The 17,187-nt window shown below is 73.2% G+C and carries 14 protein-coding genes; 8 read left to right on the forward strand and 6 right to left on the reverse strand.

From position 1 onward, the window contains the following. Positions 1-159: 159 nt before the first annotated feature. On the forward strand, positions 160-2,076 hold the full coding sequence (locus ACIGXM_RS26640) for a Xaa-Pro dipeptidyl-peptidase (RefSeq protein ID WP_396565063.1): 1,917 nt from the start codon (positions 160-162) through the stop codon (positions 2,074-2,076). 44 nt (positions 2,077-2,120) lie between these two features. Here ACIGXM_RS26640 and ACIGXM_RS26645 read toward each other — a convergent pair whose 3' ends face one another. Both ACIGXM_RS26645 and ACIGXM_RS26650 read right to left on the reverse strand, forming a co-directional pair. Further along, the gene (locus tag ACIGXM_RS26645) at positions 2,121-2,363 is read right to left on the reverse strand and encodes a ferredoxin (protein WP_396565065.1); all 243 of its coding nucleotides are present in this window, start codon (positions 2,361-2,363) and stop codon (positions 2,121-2,123) included. Next, positions 2,360-3,568, reverse strand: coding sequence for a cytochrome P450 (locus ACIGXM_RS26650; protein WP_396565067.1), 1,209 nt, complete (start codon positions 3,566-3,568; stop codon positions 2,360-2,362). Before ACIGXM_RS26650 ends, ACIGXM_RS26645 begins: the two co-directional genes overlap by 4 nt. Before the next feature lie 235 nt (positions 3,569-3,803). On the opposite strand from ACIGXM_RS26650, the gene ACIGXM_RS26655 reads away from it, so the two are divergent. From ACIGXM_RS26655 to ACIGXM_RS26670, 4 genes are read left to right on the forward strand one after another with little or no spacing between them, the layout of a single operon-like run. Further along, positions 3,804-5,510, forward strand: coding sequence for an ABC transporter substrate-binding protein (locus ACIGXM_RS26655; RefSeq protein ID WP_396565069.1), 1,707 nt, complete (start codon positions 3,804-3,806; stop codon positions 5,508-5,510). Between the two features lie 12 nt (positions 5,511-5,522). Then, complete coding sequence (locus tag ACIGXM_RS26660) at positions 5,523-6,455, forward strand: ABC transporter permease (protein WP_396565071.1); 933 nt, start codon at positions 5,523-5,525, stop codon at positions 6,453-6,455. After that, entirely contained in the window at positions 6,452-7,441 is a 990-nt protein-coding gene (locus ACIGXM_RS26665) for an ABC transporter permease (RefSeq protein ID WP_396565073.1), read from the forward strand. Before ACIGXM_RS26660 ends, ACIGXM_RS26665 begins: the two co-directional genes overlap by 4 nt. Continuing rightward, on the forward strand, positions 7,438-9,090 hold the full coding sequence (locus tag ACIGXM_RS26670; protein WP_396565075.1) for an ABC transporter ATP-binding protein: 1,653 nt from the start codon (positions 7,438-7,440) through the stop codon (positions 9,088-9,090). Before ACIGXM_RS26665 ends, ACIGXM_RS26670 begins: the two co-directional genes overlap by 4 nt. Before the next feature lie 8 nt (positions 9,091-9,098). On the opposite strand, the gene ACIGXM_RS26675 is transcribed toward ACIGXM_RS26670, so the two are convergent. Continuing rightward, on the reverse strand, positions 9,099-10,520 hold the full coding sequence (locus ACIGXM_RS26675; RefSeq protein WP_396565076.1) for a pyridoxal-phosphate dependent enzyme: 1,422 nt from the start codon (positions 10,518-10,520) through the stop codon (positions 9,099-9,101). A 137-nt stretch (positions 10,521-10,657) separates the two neighbouring features. Between ACIGXM_RS26675 and ACIGXM_RS26680 the strand changes: the two genes are divergently transcribed. Then, complete coding sequence (locus tag ACIGXM_RS26680; RefSeq protein ID WP_396565078.1) at positions 10,658-11,656, forward strand: ABC transporter ATP-binding protein; 999 nt, start codon at positions 10,658-10,660, stop codon at positions 11,654-11,656. Further along, the gene (locus ACIGXM_RS26685; RefSeq protein WP_396565080.1) at positions 11,656-12,537 is read left to right on the forward strand and encodes an ABC transporter permease; all 882 of its coding nucleotides are present in this window, start codon (positions 11,656-11,658) and stop codon (positions 12,535-12,537) included. Before ACIGXM_RS26680 ends, ACIGXM_RS26685 begins: the two co-directional genes overlap by 1 nt. A gap of 3 nt (positions 12,538-12,540) precedes the next feature. On the opposite strand, the gene ACIGXM_RS26690 is transcribed toward ACIGXM_RS26685, so the two are convergent. The 3 genes from ACIGXM_RS26690 to ACIGXM_RS26700 all read right to left on the reverse strand — a co-directional run bounded on the left by ACIGXM_RS26690 (position 12,541) and on the right by ACIGXM_RS26700 (position 15,606). Next, positions 12,541-13,479: an NAD-dependent epimerase/dehydratase family protein gene (locus ACIGXM_RS26690; protein ID WP_396565082.1), complete on the reverse strand. Its 939-nt coding sequence runs from the start codon at positions 13,477-13,479 to the stop codon at positions 12,541-12,543. 18 nt (positions 13,480-13,497) lie between these two features. Next, positions 13,498-15,207 (reverse strand): methionine--tRNA ligase, encoded by a 1,710-nt coding sequence (metG, locus tag ACIGXM_RS26695; protein WP_396565084.1) that lies wholly within the window; start codon positions 15,205-15,207, stop codon positions 13,498-13,500. A gap of 240 nt (positions 15,208-15,447) precedes the next feature. Next, positions 15,448-15,606 carry a hypothetical protein gene (locus tag ACIGXM_RS26700; protein WP_396565086.1) on the reverse strand — a complete coding sequence of 53 codons (159 nt, stop codon included), beginning with the start codon at positions 15,604-15,606 and terminating at the stop codon, positions 15,448-15,450. 199 nt (positions 15,607-15,805) lie between these two features. Between ACIGXM_RS26700 and ACIGXM_RS26705 the strand changes: the two genes are divergently transcribed. Next, positions 15,806-17,155: a DUF2254 domain-containing protein gene (locus ACIGXM_RS26705; protein WP_396565088.1), complete on the forward strand. Its 1,350-nt coding sequence runs from the start codon at positions 15,806-15,808 to the stop codon at positions 17,153-17,155. Positions 17,156-17,187 lie beyond the last annotated feature (32 nt).

The following is a 17,187-nucleotide window of genomic DNA, read 5'->3' on the forward strand; positions in this document are numbered from 1 at the left end:
GCGGCGCCGTGTTCCCCGGTGATCCGCAACGTCCTTGGGGCATTTGATAGTTGATTCCGATGGTGGCCAACTCGCCGGCCTCGGCGGGTGGGTGGCAACGGATGTTCCGAAGGGGGGTCTGACGGGTCGGTATTGACATGTCCGGGTAATGTGCAGCTCGTGATACTCCGTCGCTCACGCCTGGTGGCCGTCCTCGCCACCCTCCTGCTCGGGCTCGCAGCCTCACTGGTCGCGCCCGCCTCGGCCCACGCGAGCGCCGTCCGCGATGGCGCCAGTCAGCCCGTCTACTCCTATGCCAACGCCGTCCGGGAGACCGTCTGGGTCGACACCGGACTCGACACCGACGGCGCCGGTCACCACGATCGGGTGGCCGCCGACATCATTCGGCCCAGCGAACCCGCCAAGGCCGGCCAGAAGGTCCCGGTCATCATGGACGCCAGCCCGTACTACTCGTGCTGCGGGCGCGGCAACGAGAACCAGGTGAAGACCTACGACAGCCAGGGTCACCCGGTCCAGTTCCCGCTCTTCTACGACAACTACTTCGTGCCGCGCGGCTACGCCGTGGTGCTGGTCGACCTGGCCGGGACCAACCGCTCGAACGGCTGCGTGGACGTCGGTGGCCAGTCTGACGTCGACTCGGCCAAGGCGGTCATCGACTGGCTGAACGGCCGGGCCACCGGGTACAGCGCGCTCACCGGCGGCAGCACGGTCAAGGCGGGCTGGGCCAACGGCACGGTCGGCATGATCGGCAAGTCCTGGGACGGCACCATCGCCAACGGGGTCGCCGCGACCGGGGTGGCCGGGCTGAAGACCATCGTGCCGATCTCGGCGATCAGCTCCTGGTACGACTACTACCGCTCGCAGGGCGCGCCGCTCTACAGCGGCACCCCCGCCGACCTGGCCGGCGAGGTGGAGAGCCAGAGCGCCAGCGGCAAGTGCGGCGCCGAGCAGCGGCAGCTCGCCGCCGGCGCGCCGTACGACGGCGACTGGACCTCACTCTGGCAGCAGCGCGACTACGTGGCCGCGGCGAAGAAGGTGAAGGCCAGCGTCTTCGTGGTGCACGGCATGCAGGACCTGAACGTTCGAACCATCAACTTCGGCCAGTGGTGGAACGCGCTGGCGGCCGACGGGGTGCAGCGGAAGATCTGGCTCTCCGAGACCGGACACGTCGACCCGTTCGACTACCGGCGCGCCGACTGGGTGAACACCCTGCACAGCTGGTTTGACCACTACCTGCTGGGCGTGGACAACGGGATCCAGAACGCTCCGATGGCGGACATCGAGCGGGCGCCCGACCAGTGGAGCACCGACGCGAGCTGGCCCGCGCCGGGCACGGTCACCAGCACCCTCGCGCTCGGCCCGGGCGTGCTCGGCGCGCCGGCCGGCAGCGGCACGGTCTCCTTCACCGACGACCCCGGCAAGGGCGAGAACACCTGGGCCGCCGAGGTGGACCAGAACACGCCGGAGAAGACCGCCTTCACCACCGGGCCGCTCACCCGGGACCTGCGGATGTCCGGCACCGGCTCGGTCACCCTGACCGTCACGCCCTCCACCACCAGCGCGCACCTCAGCGCGGTGCTGGTGGACCTCGGGCCGGCCACGATCCGGAACTACCAGGGCGCCGGCGAGGGCATCAGCACGCTGACCACCCGCTCCTGCTGGGGTGAGAGCACCGCCGGCGACAGCGCCTGCTTCCTGGACACCGCGGCCGACACCACCCAGGTGGACGAGACGGTGTTCAGCCGTGGCTGGGCCGACCTGGGGCACTACGCCTCGCTGGACCACGGGGTGACGCTCACGCCCGGTCAGCCGTACACCATCACGCTGCAGCTGGCGAGTACCGACCACGTGGTGCCGGCCGGCCACCGGCTGGCGCTGATCGTGGCCGGGACCGACAACGGGCTGATCGACCCGCCGGACACCACCCCGACCGTCACTGTGGACCTGGCGAACTCGGCGCTGCACCTGCCGCTGGTCGGCGGAGCCGGCCGGCTGCCGGCGCCGGGGCGGCGGACCGGGCTGCCGGTCAGCGGGTTGACCGGCCGTCCGAACGGCTCGGTGAGCGACTTCCGCTGACCTGCCGGGGTGCGGGGCCGCCCAGGGAGAGCCCCGCACCCCGGTCACCAGGTGGGCGCGACCAGCTCCCCGGTGTCCGCCCGATGGACGGCGATCGCCTCCATCGGGCAGAGCTCGGCCGCCTCGGTGACCTCCTCGGCGGCGGTGGTGAGCTCGCGGCGGGGGTGCGCCCGGCCGTCCTCGCCGAGCGTCAGGTCGGCGGGCGCGGTGGCCGCGCACAGCCCGGTCCCCACGCAGCGCCCCCGGTCCACCCGGACCACCAGGGCCGGCTCCCGGCCCGCGCTCACCAGGCGGCCGGCAGGGTCAGCGGGCTGCGGGTGAGCAGTCCGCGCCGCCACTCGATCCGCTCGGGCGGCCCGGTCAGCCGCAGCCCGGGCAGCCGGCGGGCGAGCCGGTGCAGCGCCAGTTCCAGCTCCATCCGGGCCAGCCAGGCGCCCAGGCAGTGGTGCGGTCCGGCACCGAAGGTCAGGCTCGGGGCGGGCAGCGGCGCGAACAGATCGCCCTCGAGCCCGGTCGGGTAGACCTTCGGGTCCAGGTTGGCGGCGCCGGCGTCGGCGGCCACCACGCTGCCGGCGGGGATGGTCACCCCGCCGATCTCGACGTCCTCGTTGGCGCGCCGGAGCAGGCCGGGCGTGGTCAGCTGGTCGCCCAGTGGGATGGTCCGCAGCAGCTGCTCGGCCGCCGCCGAGGCCTCCGCCTCGCCGGCCGCCAGCCGCTGCCAGTCCGACCGGGCCTCGGTCAGCAGGTAGACCAGGGCGTTGCCGAGCGAGGTCATGGTGGTCTCGTGGCCGGCCACCACCAGACCGCAGACCAGCAGCACCAGCTGCTGCTCGGTCACCTCGCCGGTCTCGTCGGCGGCCTGGACCAAGCTGCTGACCAGGTCGTCCCCCGGCTCGGCGCGCCGCTCGGCGATCAGCGCGGTGGAGAAGGCCCCGAACTCGGCCAGCGCCTCCTGGACCGCCTCGGCGCTGTGCGCGGTGGCGGAGAGCGCGTGGTCGCTCCAGTGGCCGAGTCGCTTGAGGTCCAGCCCGTCCAGGCCCATCAGCCGGCTGATCACCGCGATCGGCAGCGGACGGGTGAAGGCGGCCACCAGGTCGGCGGGCTGCCCGGAGTCGGTGAGGTCGTTCAGCAGGTCCTCGACCACCGAGGCCACCCAGGGGCGCCAGCGGGCGATGGCGCGCGGTGTGAAGGCCCGCTGCACGGTGCGGCGCAGCCGCTGGTGCTCGGGGCCGTCCAGGTTGAGCATGCCCTCGGGGTCGTCGACCAGGTTCGGATAGGGGGTCAGGGCGGGCGCGTCGGGCGCGTAGAGCCCCGCGCGGCCGAGCCGCGGGTCGGTGAGCACCTGCCGGACGTCCGCGTGCCGCCGGGCGACCCAGACCGGCGTGCCGGTGCGCAGGGTGGCGAGGACGGGCGGGCCCGGCGGGGTCCGCCGCAGACAGTGCAGCGGCATCAACGGGGTATCGGCGGGCGCTTCGCTGTGGTCGAGGGACATCGATCCTCCTGGCGGTGAGCCGGTCCCCCCGACGGTAATCGTCTCGGCCGGGCTCAACCAGGGTGGTCTTTCAGCCACTTGATGTTCTCCGGTGTCCTCCTGTTGCGGGCGTGTGGCAGATCATCCGGCGGTCTTGACCGCTCCGCTTCGGCCCCGCAGAGTCTTCGTCATGTCCCTGTCCGGTTGTGGTCGACCGGACCGCCGTGGTCAACCGGGCCGTCCCCAAGAGGTGTTCATGAGCATGCGCAGGGTGGTGGCCGCGGCCGCCGGGTTCGTCGCACTGGTCGGGCTCGCCACGGCCTGCGGCCACGGCGGTGGCGCCGGTGCGTCCGACACCGCCTTCGACGCCGCCACCTGCCAGGGCGGGACGCTGACCGTGCTGGCGCAGAACGGGCAGGGCAAGTTCGACCCCGCCGAGCTCTACACCTCCGGCGGCGGCAAGGTGCCGACCCTGGTCTTCCGCACCCTGACCACCCGCGACCACACCACCGGCGGGCCGGAGAGCGCCCGGGTGGTGCCGGACCTCGCCACCGACACCGGCGAGCCCAGCCAGGACGCGACGGTCTGGACCTACCACCTGCGGCCGGGGCTGAAGTACGAGGACGGCACCCCGATCACCACGCAGGACATCAAGTACGGGATCGAGCGCTCCTTCTCGCCGCAACTGCCGGGCGGGCCACCGTACCTGCGGGACTGGCTGGTCGGCGGCGAGCAGTACCAGGGGCCCTACAACGGTGGTGGCGACCTGGCCTCGATCGAGACACCCGACAGCGCCACGATCGTCTTCAGACTCACCAAGCCCGAGGGCGACTTCCCGTACCTGGCCACCGCCACCCAGTTCGCCCCGGTGCCGCGCGACAAGGACACCGGGACCGACTACCAGAAGCACCCGATCTCCTCGGGCCCGTACGAGGTGGTCAGCAACGACAGTGGCAAGAACATCGTGCTGCAGCGCAACCCGTACTGGAGCCGGAGCATCGACGACCAGCGGCTGGCCTGCCCCGACAGGATCGTCTACACCTCGGGGCTCGACCCGGCGGTGATCAACCAACGGCTGGTGGCCAGTAGTGGCGACGACGCCCGCGCGGTCAGCGGCGACACCAACATCGACGCCACCGTGCTGGCCCGGCTGAACGGCGACCCCTCGCTCCGCAGGCGGGTCGCGGTGGGTGACTTCGGCGCCACCCAGTACCTGGCCTTCAACCCCAGGGTGCAGCCCTTCGACAACCCGCTGGTGCGGCAGGCGATCTCGTACGCCGTCGACCGCCAGGCGGTGATCAACGCGGTCGGCGGCAGCGCGCTGGCCAAGCCCGCCACCACCTTCCTGCCCGACCAGCCGGCCTTCGGCTACACCCCCTACGACTACTTCCCGGCCGGCCCGAGCGGAGACCCGGCCGAGGCCAAGCAGGTGCTGGCACAGGCGGGTTACCCGAACGGGCTGACCATCACGCTCACCCACTCCACCACACCGGGGGACACCGGACCGGCGGTCGCCACCGCGGTGCAGCAGGCCCTGCAGAAGGCCGGCATCACCGTCAGGCTCGACCCGCTGGACGACGACGACTACCAGACCAAGACCCAACTGCCGTCCAGCGAGCCGGGGTTCTTCATCGGAGGGTGGGGTGCCGACTGGCCCTCCGGCGGGCCCTTCCTGGCCCCGATCTTCGACGGCCGACAGATCCTCGAAGCCGGCGGCAACTTCAACTCCGCCCAGCTCGACGACCCGCAGGTGAACGCCGAGATCGACGCCGCCAACCGGCTCACCGACCCGGCCCAGGCGGCCCGGGCCTGGGGGGCACTGGACGCCCAACTCGGCAAGCAGGCCTGGACCGTGCCGCTCTACCACCCGATCTACCAGATGCTGGTCGGCAAGGACGTCGAGAACGCCTACGTCAGTGAGTGGAACGGGATGTACGACCTGTCCCGGATCTCGGTCAAGTAGGGGAGCCGGCAGGTGGGTGGGAACCATCCGGTGTGGCGGCGGCTGCGAGCCGACCGGGCGGCCATGACGGCGCTGGGCGTGGTCGCCCTGCTGGTCCTGACGGCGGCCGCCGCGCCACTGATCACCGGGCTGGAGGGGCAGAACCCGACGGCCTTCCACAACGACCTGATCGACTCGGCGACCGGCGGGGTGCCGGTCGGCCCGTTCGGCGGGGTGAGTGCCCGGCACTGGCTCGGCGTCGAGCCGGGCACCGGCCGTGACGTGCTGGCCCGGCTGGTCTACGGCGCGCAGATCTCGCTCTCCGTCGCGGTCGGCGCGACCGCGGTGCAGATGCTGCTCGGGGTGGCCTGCGGGCTCGCCGCGGGCCTCGGCAACCGGGTGGCCGACACCCTGCTCAGCCGGACCATGGACCTGGTGATCGCCTTCCCCAGCCTGGTCTTCGCGATCTCGCTGATGGCCGTGGTGCCCGGGTCGTTTCCCCGGCCGGTGCTGCTGATGCTGGTCCTCGGCGTGCTCGGCTGGGGCGGCACGGCACGGCTGGTGCGCGGCCAGGTGCTCACCCTGCGCGGGCTCGACCACGTCGCCGCGGCCCGGCTCAGCGGCGCCCGGGCCTGGCGCACCGCGCGCCGGGAGATCCTGCCCGCGCTGGCCGCGCCGGTGATCACCTACGCCGCGGTGCTGCTGCCCGGCAACGTCACGGCGGAGGCCGGGCTCTCCTTCCTCGGGGTCGGGGTGCGGCCACCGACCCCCTCCTGGGGGCAGATGCTCTCCAGTGCCACCACCTGGTACCTGGCCGACCCGACCTACGTGCTGTTGCCCTCCGTGCTGCTCTTCAGCACCGTGCTGGCCTTCACCCTGCTCGGCGAGGGCCTTCGCACCGCCTTCGACCCGCGTGCCAAGTCCCGACTGCGCCGGGCGCGTTCACGGGAGCGGGTGGCGGTGTGATCCGCTTCGTGGTGCGCCGGGCGGTCAGCACGCTGGTCGTCATGCTGGTCCTCTCCGCGGTGGTCTACCTGGTCTTCTTCGCGGCCCCGCACGATCCCGCGCTGCTGGTCTGCGGCAAGGGCTGCGACGGCGCCCGGCTGGCCGTGGTCCGCCACCAGCTCGGCACCGACCGGCCGCTCTGGCAGCAGTACACCACGTTCCTGCACGGCCTGCTGGCCGGCCGCGACTTCGACGCGGGCACCGGCGTCACGCACTGCGCGGCGCCCTGCTTCGGCTGGTCCTTCCAGACCGACCAGCCGGTGCTCGGCATGATCACCCAACGGCTGCCGCTGGACGCCTCGTTGGCGATCGGCGGCGCGGTGATCTGGCTGCTGCTGGGCCTGGGCACCGGGGTGTTGTCGGCGCTGCGCCGCGGCGCCTTCGTCGAGCGGGCGCTCACCGGGCTCACCCTGGCGGGGATGTCGATGCCGGTCTTCCTGGTCGGGCTGCTGCTGATGATGCTCTGCTGCGCCTACCTGCAGTGGCTGCCGTTCCCCAGCTACGTGCCGCTCACCCAGGACCCGGTGGCCTGGGCCGGCAACCTGGTGCTGCCCTGGCTCTCGCTGGCGCTGGTCTCGGCGGCGAGCTACGCCCGGATGACCCGTAGCTCGCTGCTGGAGACGCTGGCCGAGGACCACATCCGCACCGGGCGCGCCTACGGGCTGACCGAACGCCGGATCGTGGTCCGGCACGCGCTGCGCGCGGCCTTCACACCAGTGCTCACGATGCTCGCGATGGACCTCGGCGGACTGCTCGGCGGGGCCCAACTGACCGAGGCCGTCTTCGGGTTCGACGGGATCGGCCGGCTGCTGGTGGACTCGGTGGACAAGGTCGACCTGCCGGTGGTGGTCGGGATCACGCTGGTCGCCGGCTTCTTCATCGTGATCGCCAACGCCCTCGCGGACGTGCTCTACGCGGTGGCCGACCCCCGGGTGGTGCTGCGGTGACGGAGCTGTTGGTGGTGGACGGGCTGACGGTCCGGTTCGGCGGGCCGACGCCGGTGACCGCGGTGGACGACCTCTCCTTCCGGTTGGCCGGGGGCGAGGCGCTCGGGCTGGTCGGCGAGTCCGGGTCGGGCAAGTCCACGGTGGCCTCCGCGCTGCTCGGCCTGCACCGGGCGACCGGGGCCGAGGTGCGCGGCTCGATCCGGCTGGACGGCACCGACGTACTGACCGCCGGCGAGGCCGAGCTGCGGGCGCTGCGGGGGGCCCGGGCCGCGATGGTCTTCCAGGATCCGCTCTCCGCGCTCGACCCGTACTGGTCGATCGGCGACCAGATCGCCGAGGTGTACCGGGTGCACACCGGCGCCGGCCGACGGGCGGCCCGGGAACGGGCGGTGCGGGTGCTGGACCGGGTCGGGATCCCGGACCCGGCCCGGCGGGCCCGGGCGCACCCGCACGAGTTCTCCGGCGGGATGCGCCAGCGGGCGCTGATCGCCATGGCGCTGGCCTGCGAGCCCAAGCTGCTGATCGCGGACGAGCCGACCACCGCGCTGGACGTCACCGTCCAGGCGCAGATCCTGGACCTGCTGCACGAGCTGCGCACCGAGCGGGGCATGGCGCTGCTACTGGTCACCCACGACCTGGGGGTGGTGGCGGGCAGCACCGACCGGGTGCTGGTGCTGCGGGACGGGCGGGCGGTGGAGGAGGGGGCGGTGACCGGGCTGCTGGGCGCGCCGCGTGAGCCGTACACCCGCGAACTGGTCGCCGCCGTACCGAGGTTGGACGCGGTCCGGGAGCGAGTGGCGGTGCCCGAAGGTCGGGAGGTGCTGCTCGGCGTCGAGGGGCTGCGCAAGGAGTACCCCGGGGCCGCCCGTGGCCCGCTCGGCCGGCGCGAACGGCTGGTCGCCCTGGACGGCATCGACCTCACGCTGCGCCGCGGCGAGGCGCTCGGCGTGGTGGGGGAGAGCGGCAGCGGCAAGACGACGCTCGGCCGGCTGCTGGTCCGGCTGCTGGAGCCCACCGCTGGCCGGATCACCTTCGCCGGCCGCGACCTGGCACACCGGAGCGAGCGGCAACTACGGCCGATCCGGCGGGAGTTGCAGATGGTCTTCCAGGACCCGCTCTCCTCGCTCAACCCCCGGCGGTCCATCGGTGACGCGGTGGCCGACCCGCTCCGGGTGCAGCGGCGGGTCGGCGAGCGGGAGGCCCGGCAGACGGTTGGCGAGCTGCTGGAACGGGTCGGCCTGGACCCGGCCTGGTACGACCGCTACCCGCACGAGCTCTCCGGCGGCCAGCGCCAACGGGTCGGGATCGCCCGGGCGTTGGTGCTGCGGCCGCGAGTGCTGGTGTGCGACGAGCCGGTCTCCTCGCTGGACGTCTCCACCCAGGCCCAGGTGGTGCGGCTACTGGCCGAACTACAGGCCGAGTTCGGGCTGACCCTGGTCTTCATCGCGCACGACCTGGCGGTGGTCCGGCAGGTGAGCGACCGGATCGCGGTGCTGCACCGCGGCCGGCTGGTCGAGCTGGGGGACGCCGACACCCTCTACGCGTCCCCCCAGCACCCCTACACCCAGCGCCTGTTGGCCGCCGTTCCGGTGCCCGACCCGGCGGCCGAACAGCTGCGCCGCACCGCCCGGGCGGCGGCTCCGGCTTAGGGCCTGTCCTAGGGCCTGCCGAGTGCCGCGCGCAGTTGCTCCTCGGTCACCAGGCCGACGGCGTGGCCGTCGTGGAGCACCACGGCGGTCGCGTCCGGTGCCGACCGCAGCGTGGCCAGCGCCTGCTCGGCGCTCTCGCCGCCGCCGAACTGCGGCAGCGGCGCGCCGAGTTGCTCGTCGAGCGACTGGTCCGGCCCGACCCGGCCCGCCGCCACGGCCTCGTCCAGCTCCACCAGCCGTACCGCGCCGACCAGTTCGGGCGCCGTCGGCCGGCGGCTCGGGCCGACCGGAGCCGGTCCGGCCGGCAGCACCGGCTCCGCGCCGGCCGCCTCCCGGGCCCGCAGCTCCGCCAGCGCCTCGCCGACCGTGCGGTGCCGGTGCAGGTACGGCAGCGGCCGGGCGCGTTCGCCGTCCGTCAGCGCGTCGGCGACCCGGACGGTGGCCGGGTCGCCGTCCAGGAAGCCCAGCCGCAGCAGCCAGCCGTCGTCGAAGTACTTGCTGAGGTACTGCTTTCCGGAGTCCGGCAGCACCGCCACCACCAGGTCGTCCGGACCCAGCCCGGCCGCCACCCGGCGGGCCGCCGCCAGCGCCGTCCCGGCCGAACCGCCGACCAGCAGGCCGGACTCACGGGCGGTCCGACGGATCGTCATGATCGACTCGCGGTCGGTCACCGGCAGGATCTCGTCCACCACCTCCTGGTGGAACGAGGCCGGCCAGCAGTCCTCCGGGGTCTCCGGGTGACGCCACCGCCCGGCCGCCTCCACGAAGTACGGCCGGCCGTCCCCGCCGGAGTACACCGAGGAGTCCGGGTCCGCGCCGATCACCCGGACCCCACCGCCGCTCACCTCCTTGAGGTAGCGCCCGGTGCCGCTGATCGTGCCGCCGGTGCCCACGCAGCAGACCAGGTGGGTGATCCGGCCCTCGGTCTGTTGCCAGATCTCCGGCCCGGTGGTGGCGTAGTGCGCCTCGGGGTTGGCCGGGTTGTCGTACTGCGCGGCCATCCAGCCGCCCGGGATCTCGGCGGCGAGCCGGGTGGCGGTGTTGACCACCTGGTCGGGGTGGTCGATCGGCAGCATCCCCGGTCGCACCACCACCTCGGCGCCCAGCGCCCGCAGGGTGGCCGCCTTCTCGGCGCTGGTCTTGTCCGGGATCACTATCACCGCCCGGTAGCCCTTGGCGGCGGCGACCAGCGCGAGCCCGACCCCGGTGTTGCCGGAAGAGGCCTCGACCACCGTGCCGCCGGGCTTCAGCAGCCCGCGCCGCTCGGCGTCCTCGATCATCCGCAGCGCGATCCGGTCCTTGACGCTGCCGCCGACGCTCAGGTACTCCAACTTCGCGTAGAGCCGGGCCGAATGGTCGTCACCAGGGGTGCGCAGCCGGACCAGCGGGGTGTCACCGATCAGTTCGAGCAAAGACTCATGGACATCCACCGACCCAGGTTAGCGGTGGTCGGCCCGGCGGATCGAGGGCGCCGGTTGCCCGCTCCGCCGGGGCGGAGGATCGTGGAGGGTGATGTGCGGACCGGTCGCCCGCGCGGGACGGCCCGGTCCGGGGAGCGAGGTGTCCGGTGGCCGCAGAGCAGCGGGCCGTGCCCCGCGGTGCGCCGCCGGACGCCGAGCCGGTGATCCGGACCGCCGGGCTCACCAAGGTCTACCCGAAGGCCGCCGTGCCCGCGGTGGACCGGCTCGACCTCGCGGTGCGCCAGGGCGAGCTGTTCGGCCTGCTCGGCCCCAACGGCGCGGGCAAGACCACCACGGTCGGCATGCTCACCACCCGGGTGATCCCGACCGCCGGTTCGGCCTGGATCGGCGGCATCGACGTGGTGGCCCGGCCCACCCTGGTCAAGCAGGTCATCGCGGTGGTCTCGCAGCAGAACACCCTGGACCGCGCGCTGACCGTGCGGGAGAACCTCTACTTCCACGGCCTGCTCTTCGGGATGCCGGGCCGCCAGGCCCGGCGCACCGCCGACGAGCTGCTGGACCGCTTCCACCTGGCCAAGTGGGCCGACGCCTCGGTCTACGCGCTCTCCGGCGGGATGGCCCAGCGGCTGATGGTGGCGCGGGCGATCTTCCACCGGCCGGCCGTGCTCTTCCTGGACGAGCCGACCGCGGGCCTGGACCCGCAGAGCCGACTGGCGCTCTGGGAGATCCTCGGCGTGCTGATCGCCGAGGGCCAGACCATCCTGCTCACCACCCACAACATGGAGGAGGCCGACCAGCTCTGCGACCGGGTCGCGATCATCGACCACGGGCGGGTGCTGGCGCTGGACACCCCAGCCGCGCTCAAGCAGGCGGTCGAGGCGGACACCGTGATCACCGTGCGGGCCAGCGGCGAGCCGGCCGCACTGGCCGAGCGGCTGGCCCGCGAGGTGGCCGGGGTGCATCGGACCCGGCTGCTGGACGGCGGTGTGGAGCTCCAGGTCAAGAGCGGCGGACCGGACCGGTTGCTGCCGCGGGTGTTGCACACGGCCGAGTCCGGCGGCTTCGAGGTCGCCGACCTCTCACTGACCGAGGCGACCCTGGAGACCGTCTTCATCACCCTCACCGGGAAGGAGCTGCGGGACTGATGTCCGCCACCTCCACCGCCGCCGCCTCCGCCGCGATCACCGTGCGGCCGACCCGGTCGGCCTTCGCGGCGAGCCGGACCGCGCTCGGCGCGCTGATCAGACGCGACCTGCTGGTGCTGCGCAAGAACTTCGGCGAGTTCGTCGGCCGGACCGTCATGCAGCCGCTGCTGCTGGTCTTCGTCTTCCTCTACGTCTTCCCGACCATCGGCCAGGGCATCGGCGGGGGCGGCGGCCGGGCCGGCGAGTCCGCCTTCGCGACCGTGCTGGTGCCCGGGGTGGTCGCGATCACCATCATGTTCCAGGGCATCCAGTCGGTGGCCATCCAGCTCTCCCAGGAGTTCGGCTACACCCGGGAGATCGAGGACCGGGTGCAGGCGCCCTGCCCGCTCTGGCTGGTCGCGGTGGCCCGGGTGCTGTCGGGCGCGGCCCAGGGGCTCATCTCGGCGGTCATCGTCTTCCCGATCGCCGCGGTGGTGCACGCACCGGGGGTGGAGGCGCACCTGCGGGTGCACTGGTGGGTGGTGCTCACCCTGATCCCGCTGGCCTGCCTCGCGATGACCTCGCTCGGACTCGTGCTGGGCACCACCTTCCAGCCGCGCAACATCGGGCTGATGTTCGGCTTCGTGGTGCTGCCGCTGACCTTCCTGGGCGGCACGTACTACCAGTGGGTCAAGCTCGCCAGCGTGCAGGTCGACGGGTTCCCCTGGTTGCAGACCCTGGTGCTGGTCAACCCGCTGATCTACATCGCGGAGGGGATGCGGGCCGGGCTCACCGCGGCCTCGCACATGCACCTGTACGTCGTCTACCCGGTGCTCTTCGGCTTCTGCGTGCTCTTCCTGAGCCTGGGCCTGCGCAACTTCCGCCGCCGGGTGCTCTCCTGACGGCTACCGGAGGGACGCGGCCACCGTCTCACGCAGCGCGGCGTCCAGGTCGTCGGGGGCCAGCCCGAACGCGCCGGTGTCCAGGTAGAGCTCGCTGGTGAGCAGCCCGGCCAGCCGGCCCGGGGCCAGGCCGGCCTCCAGCCCGCGCAGCCGGTGCAGGGCGCCGGTGGCGCACAGGGTGCCGTGCAGCAGACCGGGTGGCAGCCGGTGCACCCGGACCGGTCCGCGGCGGCCGGCCGCCCGGGCGAACCGGGCGAGCAGCTCGGCCCAGCGGAGGTTCTGGTCGGCCAGCGGGTGGTCCCCGCCGCTCGCCCGCTCCAGCGCCTCGGCGGTGGCCCGGGCGACCGTCCGTACGGTTACCGCGGCGGTGCCGCCGGGCGGCGCGAACAGCGGGCCGGGCGAGCGCAGCCAGGGCACCAGAGGCGCCCAGAGTGGCCGTCGGCCGGGGGTGGCACCGAAGACGAACGGGATCTCCAGCACCGCCACCGGCAGCTCCGGCCCGGCCGCCGCCCGGGCCGCCCTGGCCTGCGCCAGCCGGCTGCGGACGTACGGGTGGTACCGGTCCAGCGCCTGCTCCGGGCGCTGCCGGGCGATCGCGGTGAAGTACGAGCCGTGCAGCACCGCCGTGCGGCAGCCGGCCCGCCGGGCGCCGGCCAGCAGCCGGCGCACCGGCACCACGTTGGCGGCGTCGAAGTAGGCCGCGGCGGGCGCCCTGGGGACCGTCCGGTCGTCCGCGCCGGCCGCGAAGACCACGCCGTCCCGACCGTGCAGCAGCCCGGCCCAGTCGTCCTCGGTGAGCCGCTGGGCGTCGCCGGTCAGGGCCTCGCCGGCCGGCGCGTCCGGGCGACGGGAGAGCACGGCGACCTGGTGGCCGCGCCCGGCCAGCTCGGCCACCACGTGCCGACCGAGGAAGCCGGTCCCGCCGACCACCAGTAACCGCATGCCAGCCCCCCGCTCGTGTCACTCGGCGCCGAAGCGCTCCCGCCAGGCCGCCAGGTCCTCGTCGGTGATCTTGGCGAAGAGCACCGGCGGGACGGTGAACCGCGTGCCGGCCGCGACGAAGTCCAGCGCGGTGGCCTGCTCCTCGCTCACCCAGGCGGGCTCGGCGGAGTCCGCCGAGGCGAAGACCGCGCGCATGGCGGCGCTGGTGGCCGGGATGAACGGCGCCGAGACCACCCCGTACAGGTGGATCAGGTTCATCGCGGTGCGCAGGGTGAGCGCGGCGGCCGCCTCGTCGGTCTTGATCTCCAGCCAGGGGGCCTTGGTCTCCAGGTAGGAGTTGCCGGCGCTCCACAGCGCGCGCAGCGCCTGCGCGGCCTTGCGGAACTGCAGCGCGTCCAGGTGGCGCTGGTACTCGGCCAGCAGGCCGGCGACCTCCTCGCCCAGCCGCTGCTCGGCCTCGCCGGCCGCGGCGCCGGCCGGGACGGTGTCGCCGAACCGCTTGAGGCTGAACGAGAGCACCCGGTTGACGAAGTTGCCCAGGGTGTCGGCCAGGTCCTTGTTGACCGTGGAGGCGAAGATCTCCCAGCTGAAGCTGGTGTCGTCGGACTCCGGCGCGTTGGCCATCAGGAAGTAGCGCCAGTAGTCGGCGGGCAGCAGCTCCAGCGCGGCGTTGGTGAAGATGCCGTGCTGCTGGCTGGTGGAGAACTTGCCGCCGTAGTAGTTCAGCCAGTTGAAGGCCTTGACGTAGTCGACCTTCTTCCACGGCGCCCTGGTCCCGATGATGGTGGCCGGGAACATCACGGTGTGGAACGGGACGTTGTCCTTGGCCATGAACTCGGTGTAGCGGACGTCGTCGGCCTGGTACCACCAGGACTTCCAGTCCCGCTCGGCCGGGGCCCGGTCGGCCCACTCCCGGGTGGCGCCGATGTACTCGATCGGGGCGTCGAACCAGACGTAGAAGACCTTGCCCTCGGCGGCCAGCTCGGGCCAGACGTCGGCCGGGACCGGCACCCCCCAGTCCAGGTCACGGGTGATGGCGCGGTCGTTGAGGCCCTCGGTCAGCCACTTGCGGGCGATCGAGGAGGCCAGCGTGGGCCAGTCCTTGCCGTGCTCGTCGATCCAGGCCTCGACCTCGTCGGCCAGCTTGGACTGCAGCAGGAAGAGGTGGGTGGTCTCGCGGACCTCCAGCGCGGTGCCGCCGCTGACCGCCGAGCGCGGGTTGATCAGGTCGGTCGGGTCCAGCAGCCGGGTGCAGTTCTCGCACTGGTCGCCACGGGCCTTGTCGTAGCCGCAGTGCGGGCAGGTGCCCTCGATGTAGCGGTCGGGCAGGAAGCGGCCGTCGTCCAGCGAGTAGACCTGGCGGATCGAGCGCTCCTCGATGAAGCCGTTGGCCTTCAGCTCGCGGGCGAACTCCTGGGTGATCTCGCGGTTCTGCGGCGAGGAGCTGCGGCCGAAGTAGTCGAAGGAGAGCTGGAAGCCGTCGTAGATGGCCTTCTGCGCGTCGTGCTGCTGGGCGCAGAACTCGCTCACCGGCAGGCCGGCGGCCTTGGCGGCCAGCTCGGCGGGGGTGCCGTGCTCGTCGGTGGCGCAGATGTAGAGCACCTCGTGGCCGCGCTGGCGCAGGTAGCGGGAGTAGACGTCCGCCGGGAGCATGGACCCGACCATGTTCCCCAGGTGCTTGATCCCGTTGATGTAGGGAAGCGCGCTGGTGATCAGGTGTCGAGCCATCCTGGGATGCTCCCATTCATGTCGGTGGCGCCGGTCCTCCGCGGAGCACCGGGCGCTGGTCTGCGGCCGTCGCCGTGGATGCGGCGGGCTCGGGGGCCACCGCACCTGACGGTGGGGCGGCCTGCGGGCTGACCTCATTCTATCGGCCGGGCCGGGGCGGCCCGTACCGGATTGTTCGCCGGTACGGGCCGCCCCGGCCCGCCGTTCCGCGGCCGGTGGCGGAGGCGCCCCGGCCGCCGCTCACCGCGCGGCGAGCCAGCGGTCCTCCGCCTCGTGGTCGAAGGCGTACGGGCCGAGCGCCCGGGTGAGGATCGGGAACGGCTCCTGCCACGGCCGCTCCGCGGTGACCCGGGCCAGCCACTCGACGGTCCCCGGCGGCGACTCCGGGTAGCCGGTCACCGCCAGGTAGCGCAGTTCCCGCTCGGCCCGGCCCGGGCCAACGCCCGCGCAGTTCGCCCGGAGCGAGCGGGAGTTGGGCCGGGCGACGGCCGCGCCGCGCCGTACCGCGATCGCCCGGTTACGGTGGAAGCGGGGAGCGGAAGGCAGGGGGCGGAAACGGCGAGGCGGACGGCCTGGACGACGGCTGGCGGTGGGTTTGGTGATCCGCGGGATCCACCTGGAGTCGCAGTGGCGCAGGGAGGCACTGCGGACCAACCTGTGGGTGGTGCCCACCGGGGAGGTGGTCCTCGCGCTGGCGCTGTTCTACGGCACCTGGGCGCTGGACCGGGCCGCGTACCGGGGCGCGCTGCTGCTGCCCTCCTGGGTGATCAGCGGGACGGCCGACGCCGCCCGGCAGATCCTCGCGGCGATCGCGGCGGCGCTGATCACCGTCATCGGCGTGGTGTTCTCGATCATGATCGTGACCCTGACGCTGGCCTCCACCCAGTTCGGACCCCGGATGCTGCGCACCTTCATCCGCGACCGCACCACCCAGCTGACCCTGGGCACCTTCGTCGCCACCTTCGTGTACGCGGTCCTCGCCCTGATCTCGATCGGTCCGGGCCCGCGCGGCGACTTCGTGCCGCACCTGTCGATCACCGTGTGCATGGTGCTGGTGCTGGCCGACCTGGCGGTGCTGATCTACTTCATCCACCACATCGCCACCTCGATCCAGCTGCCGCACGTGATCGCGGGCATCGCCGCCGAGCTCTCCGAGGCGATCGAGGCCGGCGCGGGCGAGCCGGAGTGGGCGGGCGGCACCGAACGCGGGCCGTCGGCGGCCGAGCTGCACGGCCGGCTGGACGCCGCGGGCGGCACGGTCCCGGCGCCGGCCAGCGGATACCTGCAGTTCGTCCGGCACCGGACGCTGGTGCGGATCGCCCGGGACCTCGACGCGGTGATCCGGTTGGACCACCGTCCCGGGCACTTCCTGGTGCGGGGCCACCAGCTGGCCACGGTGTGGCCCGCGGGGGTGGCGCCCGAGGTGGCCCGCAGCTTCGCCCGGGCGCACGTCACCGGCCCGTCCCGGACGCTGGCCCAGGACATCGCCTTCGCGGTCGACCAACTGGTCGAGATCGCCATCCGCGCCCTGTCCACCGCCGTGAACGACACCTTCACCGCGCTGACCTGCATCGACTGGCTGGGTGAGGGGCTGTGTCGGATCGCGACCAGCTGGCAGCCCAACCCGGTCCACCGGGACGAGGAGGGCTACATCCGGGTGCTGGCGGTGCCGGTGCGCTACGAGCGGCTGGTCCAGCGCTCGTTCGAGAAGATCCGGCAGGCCGGGCACGGCATGCCCGCGGTCCTGATCCGGCAGCTGGACGCGCTCGCCGAGATCATGACGGAGACCCGCACGGCGGAGCAGCGGCAGGTGCTGCTCGCCCAGGCGGAGATGATCGAGCGGGCCGGCGCCGAGTCGGTGATCGAACCGGCGGACCAGGACGACGTGCACCGCCGCTACCTGGCCGTGCTGGCGGCCCACGCGAGGCTCGCCGGCGAGGCGGCCTGACGCACGTGGTTCGGCGGACCGTCCGGGGACGG

The organism is Kitasatospora sp. NPDC052896 (genome assembly GCF_044547075.1).
In the GTDB taxonomy this organism is placed as follows: Bacteria; Actinomycetota; Actinomycetes; order Streptomycetales; family Streptomycetaceae; genus Kitasatospora.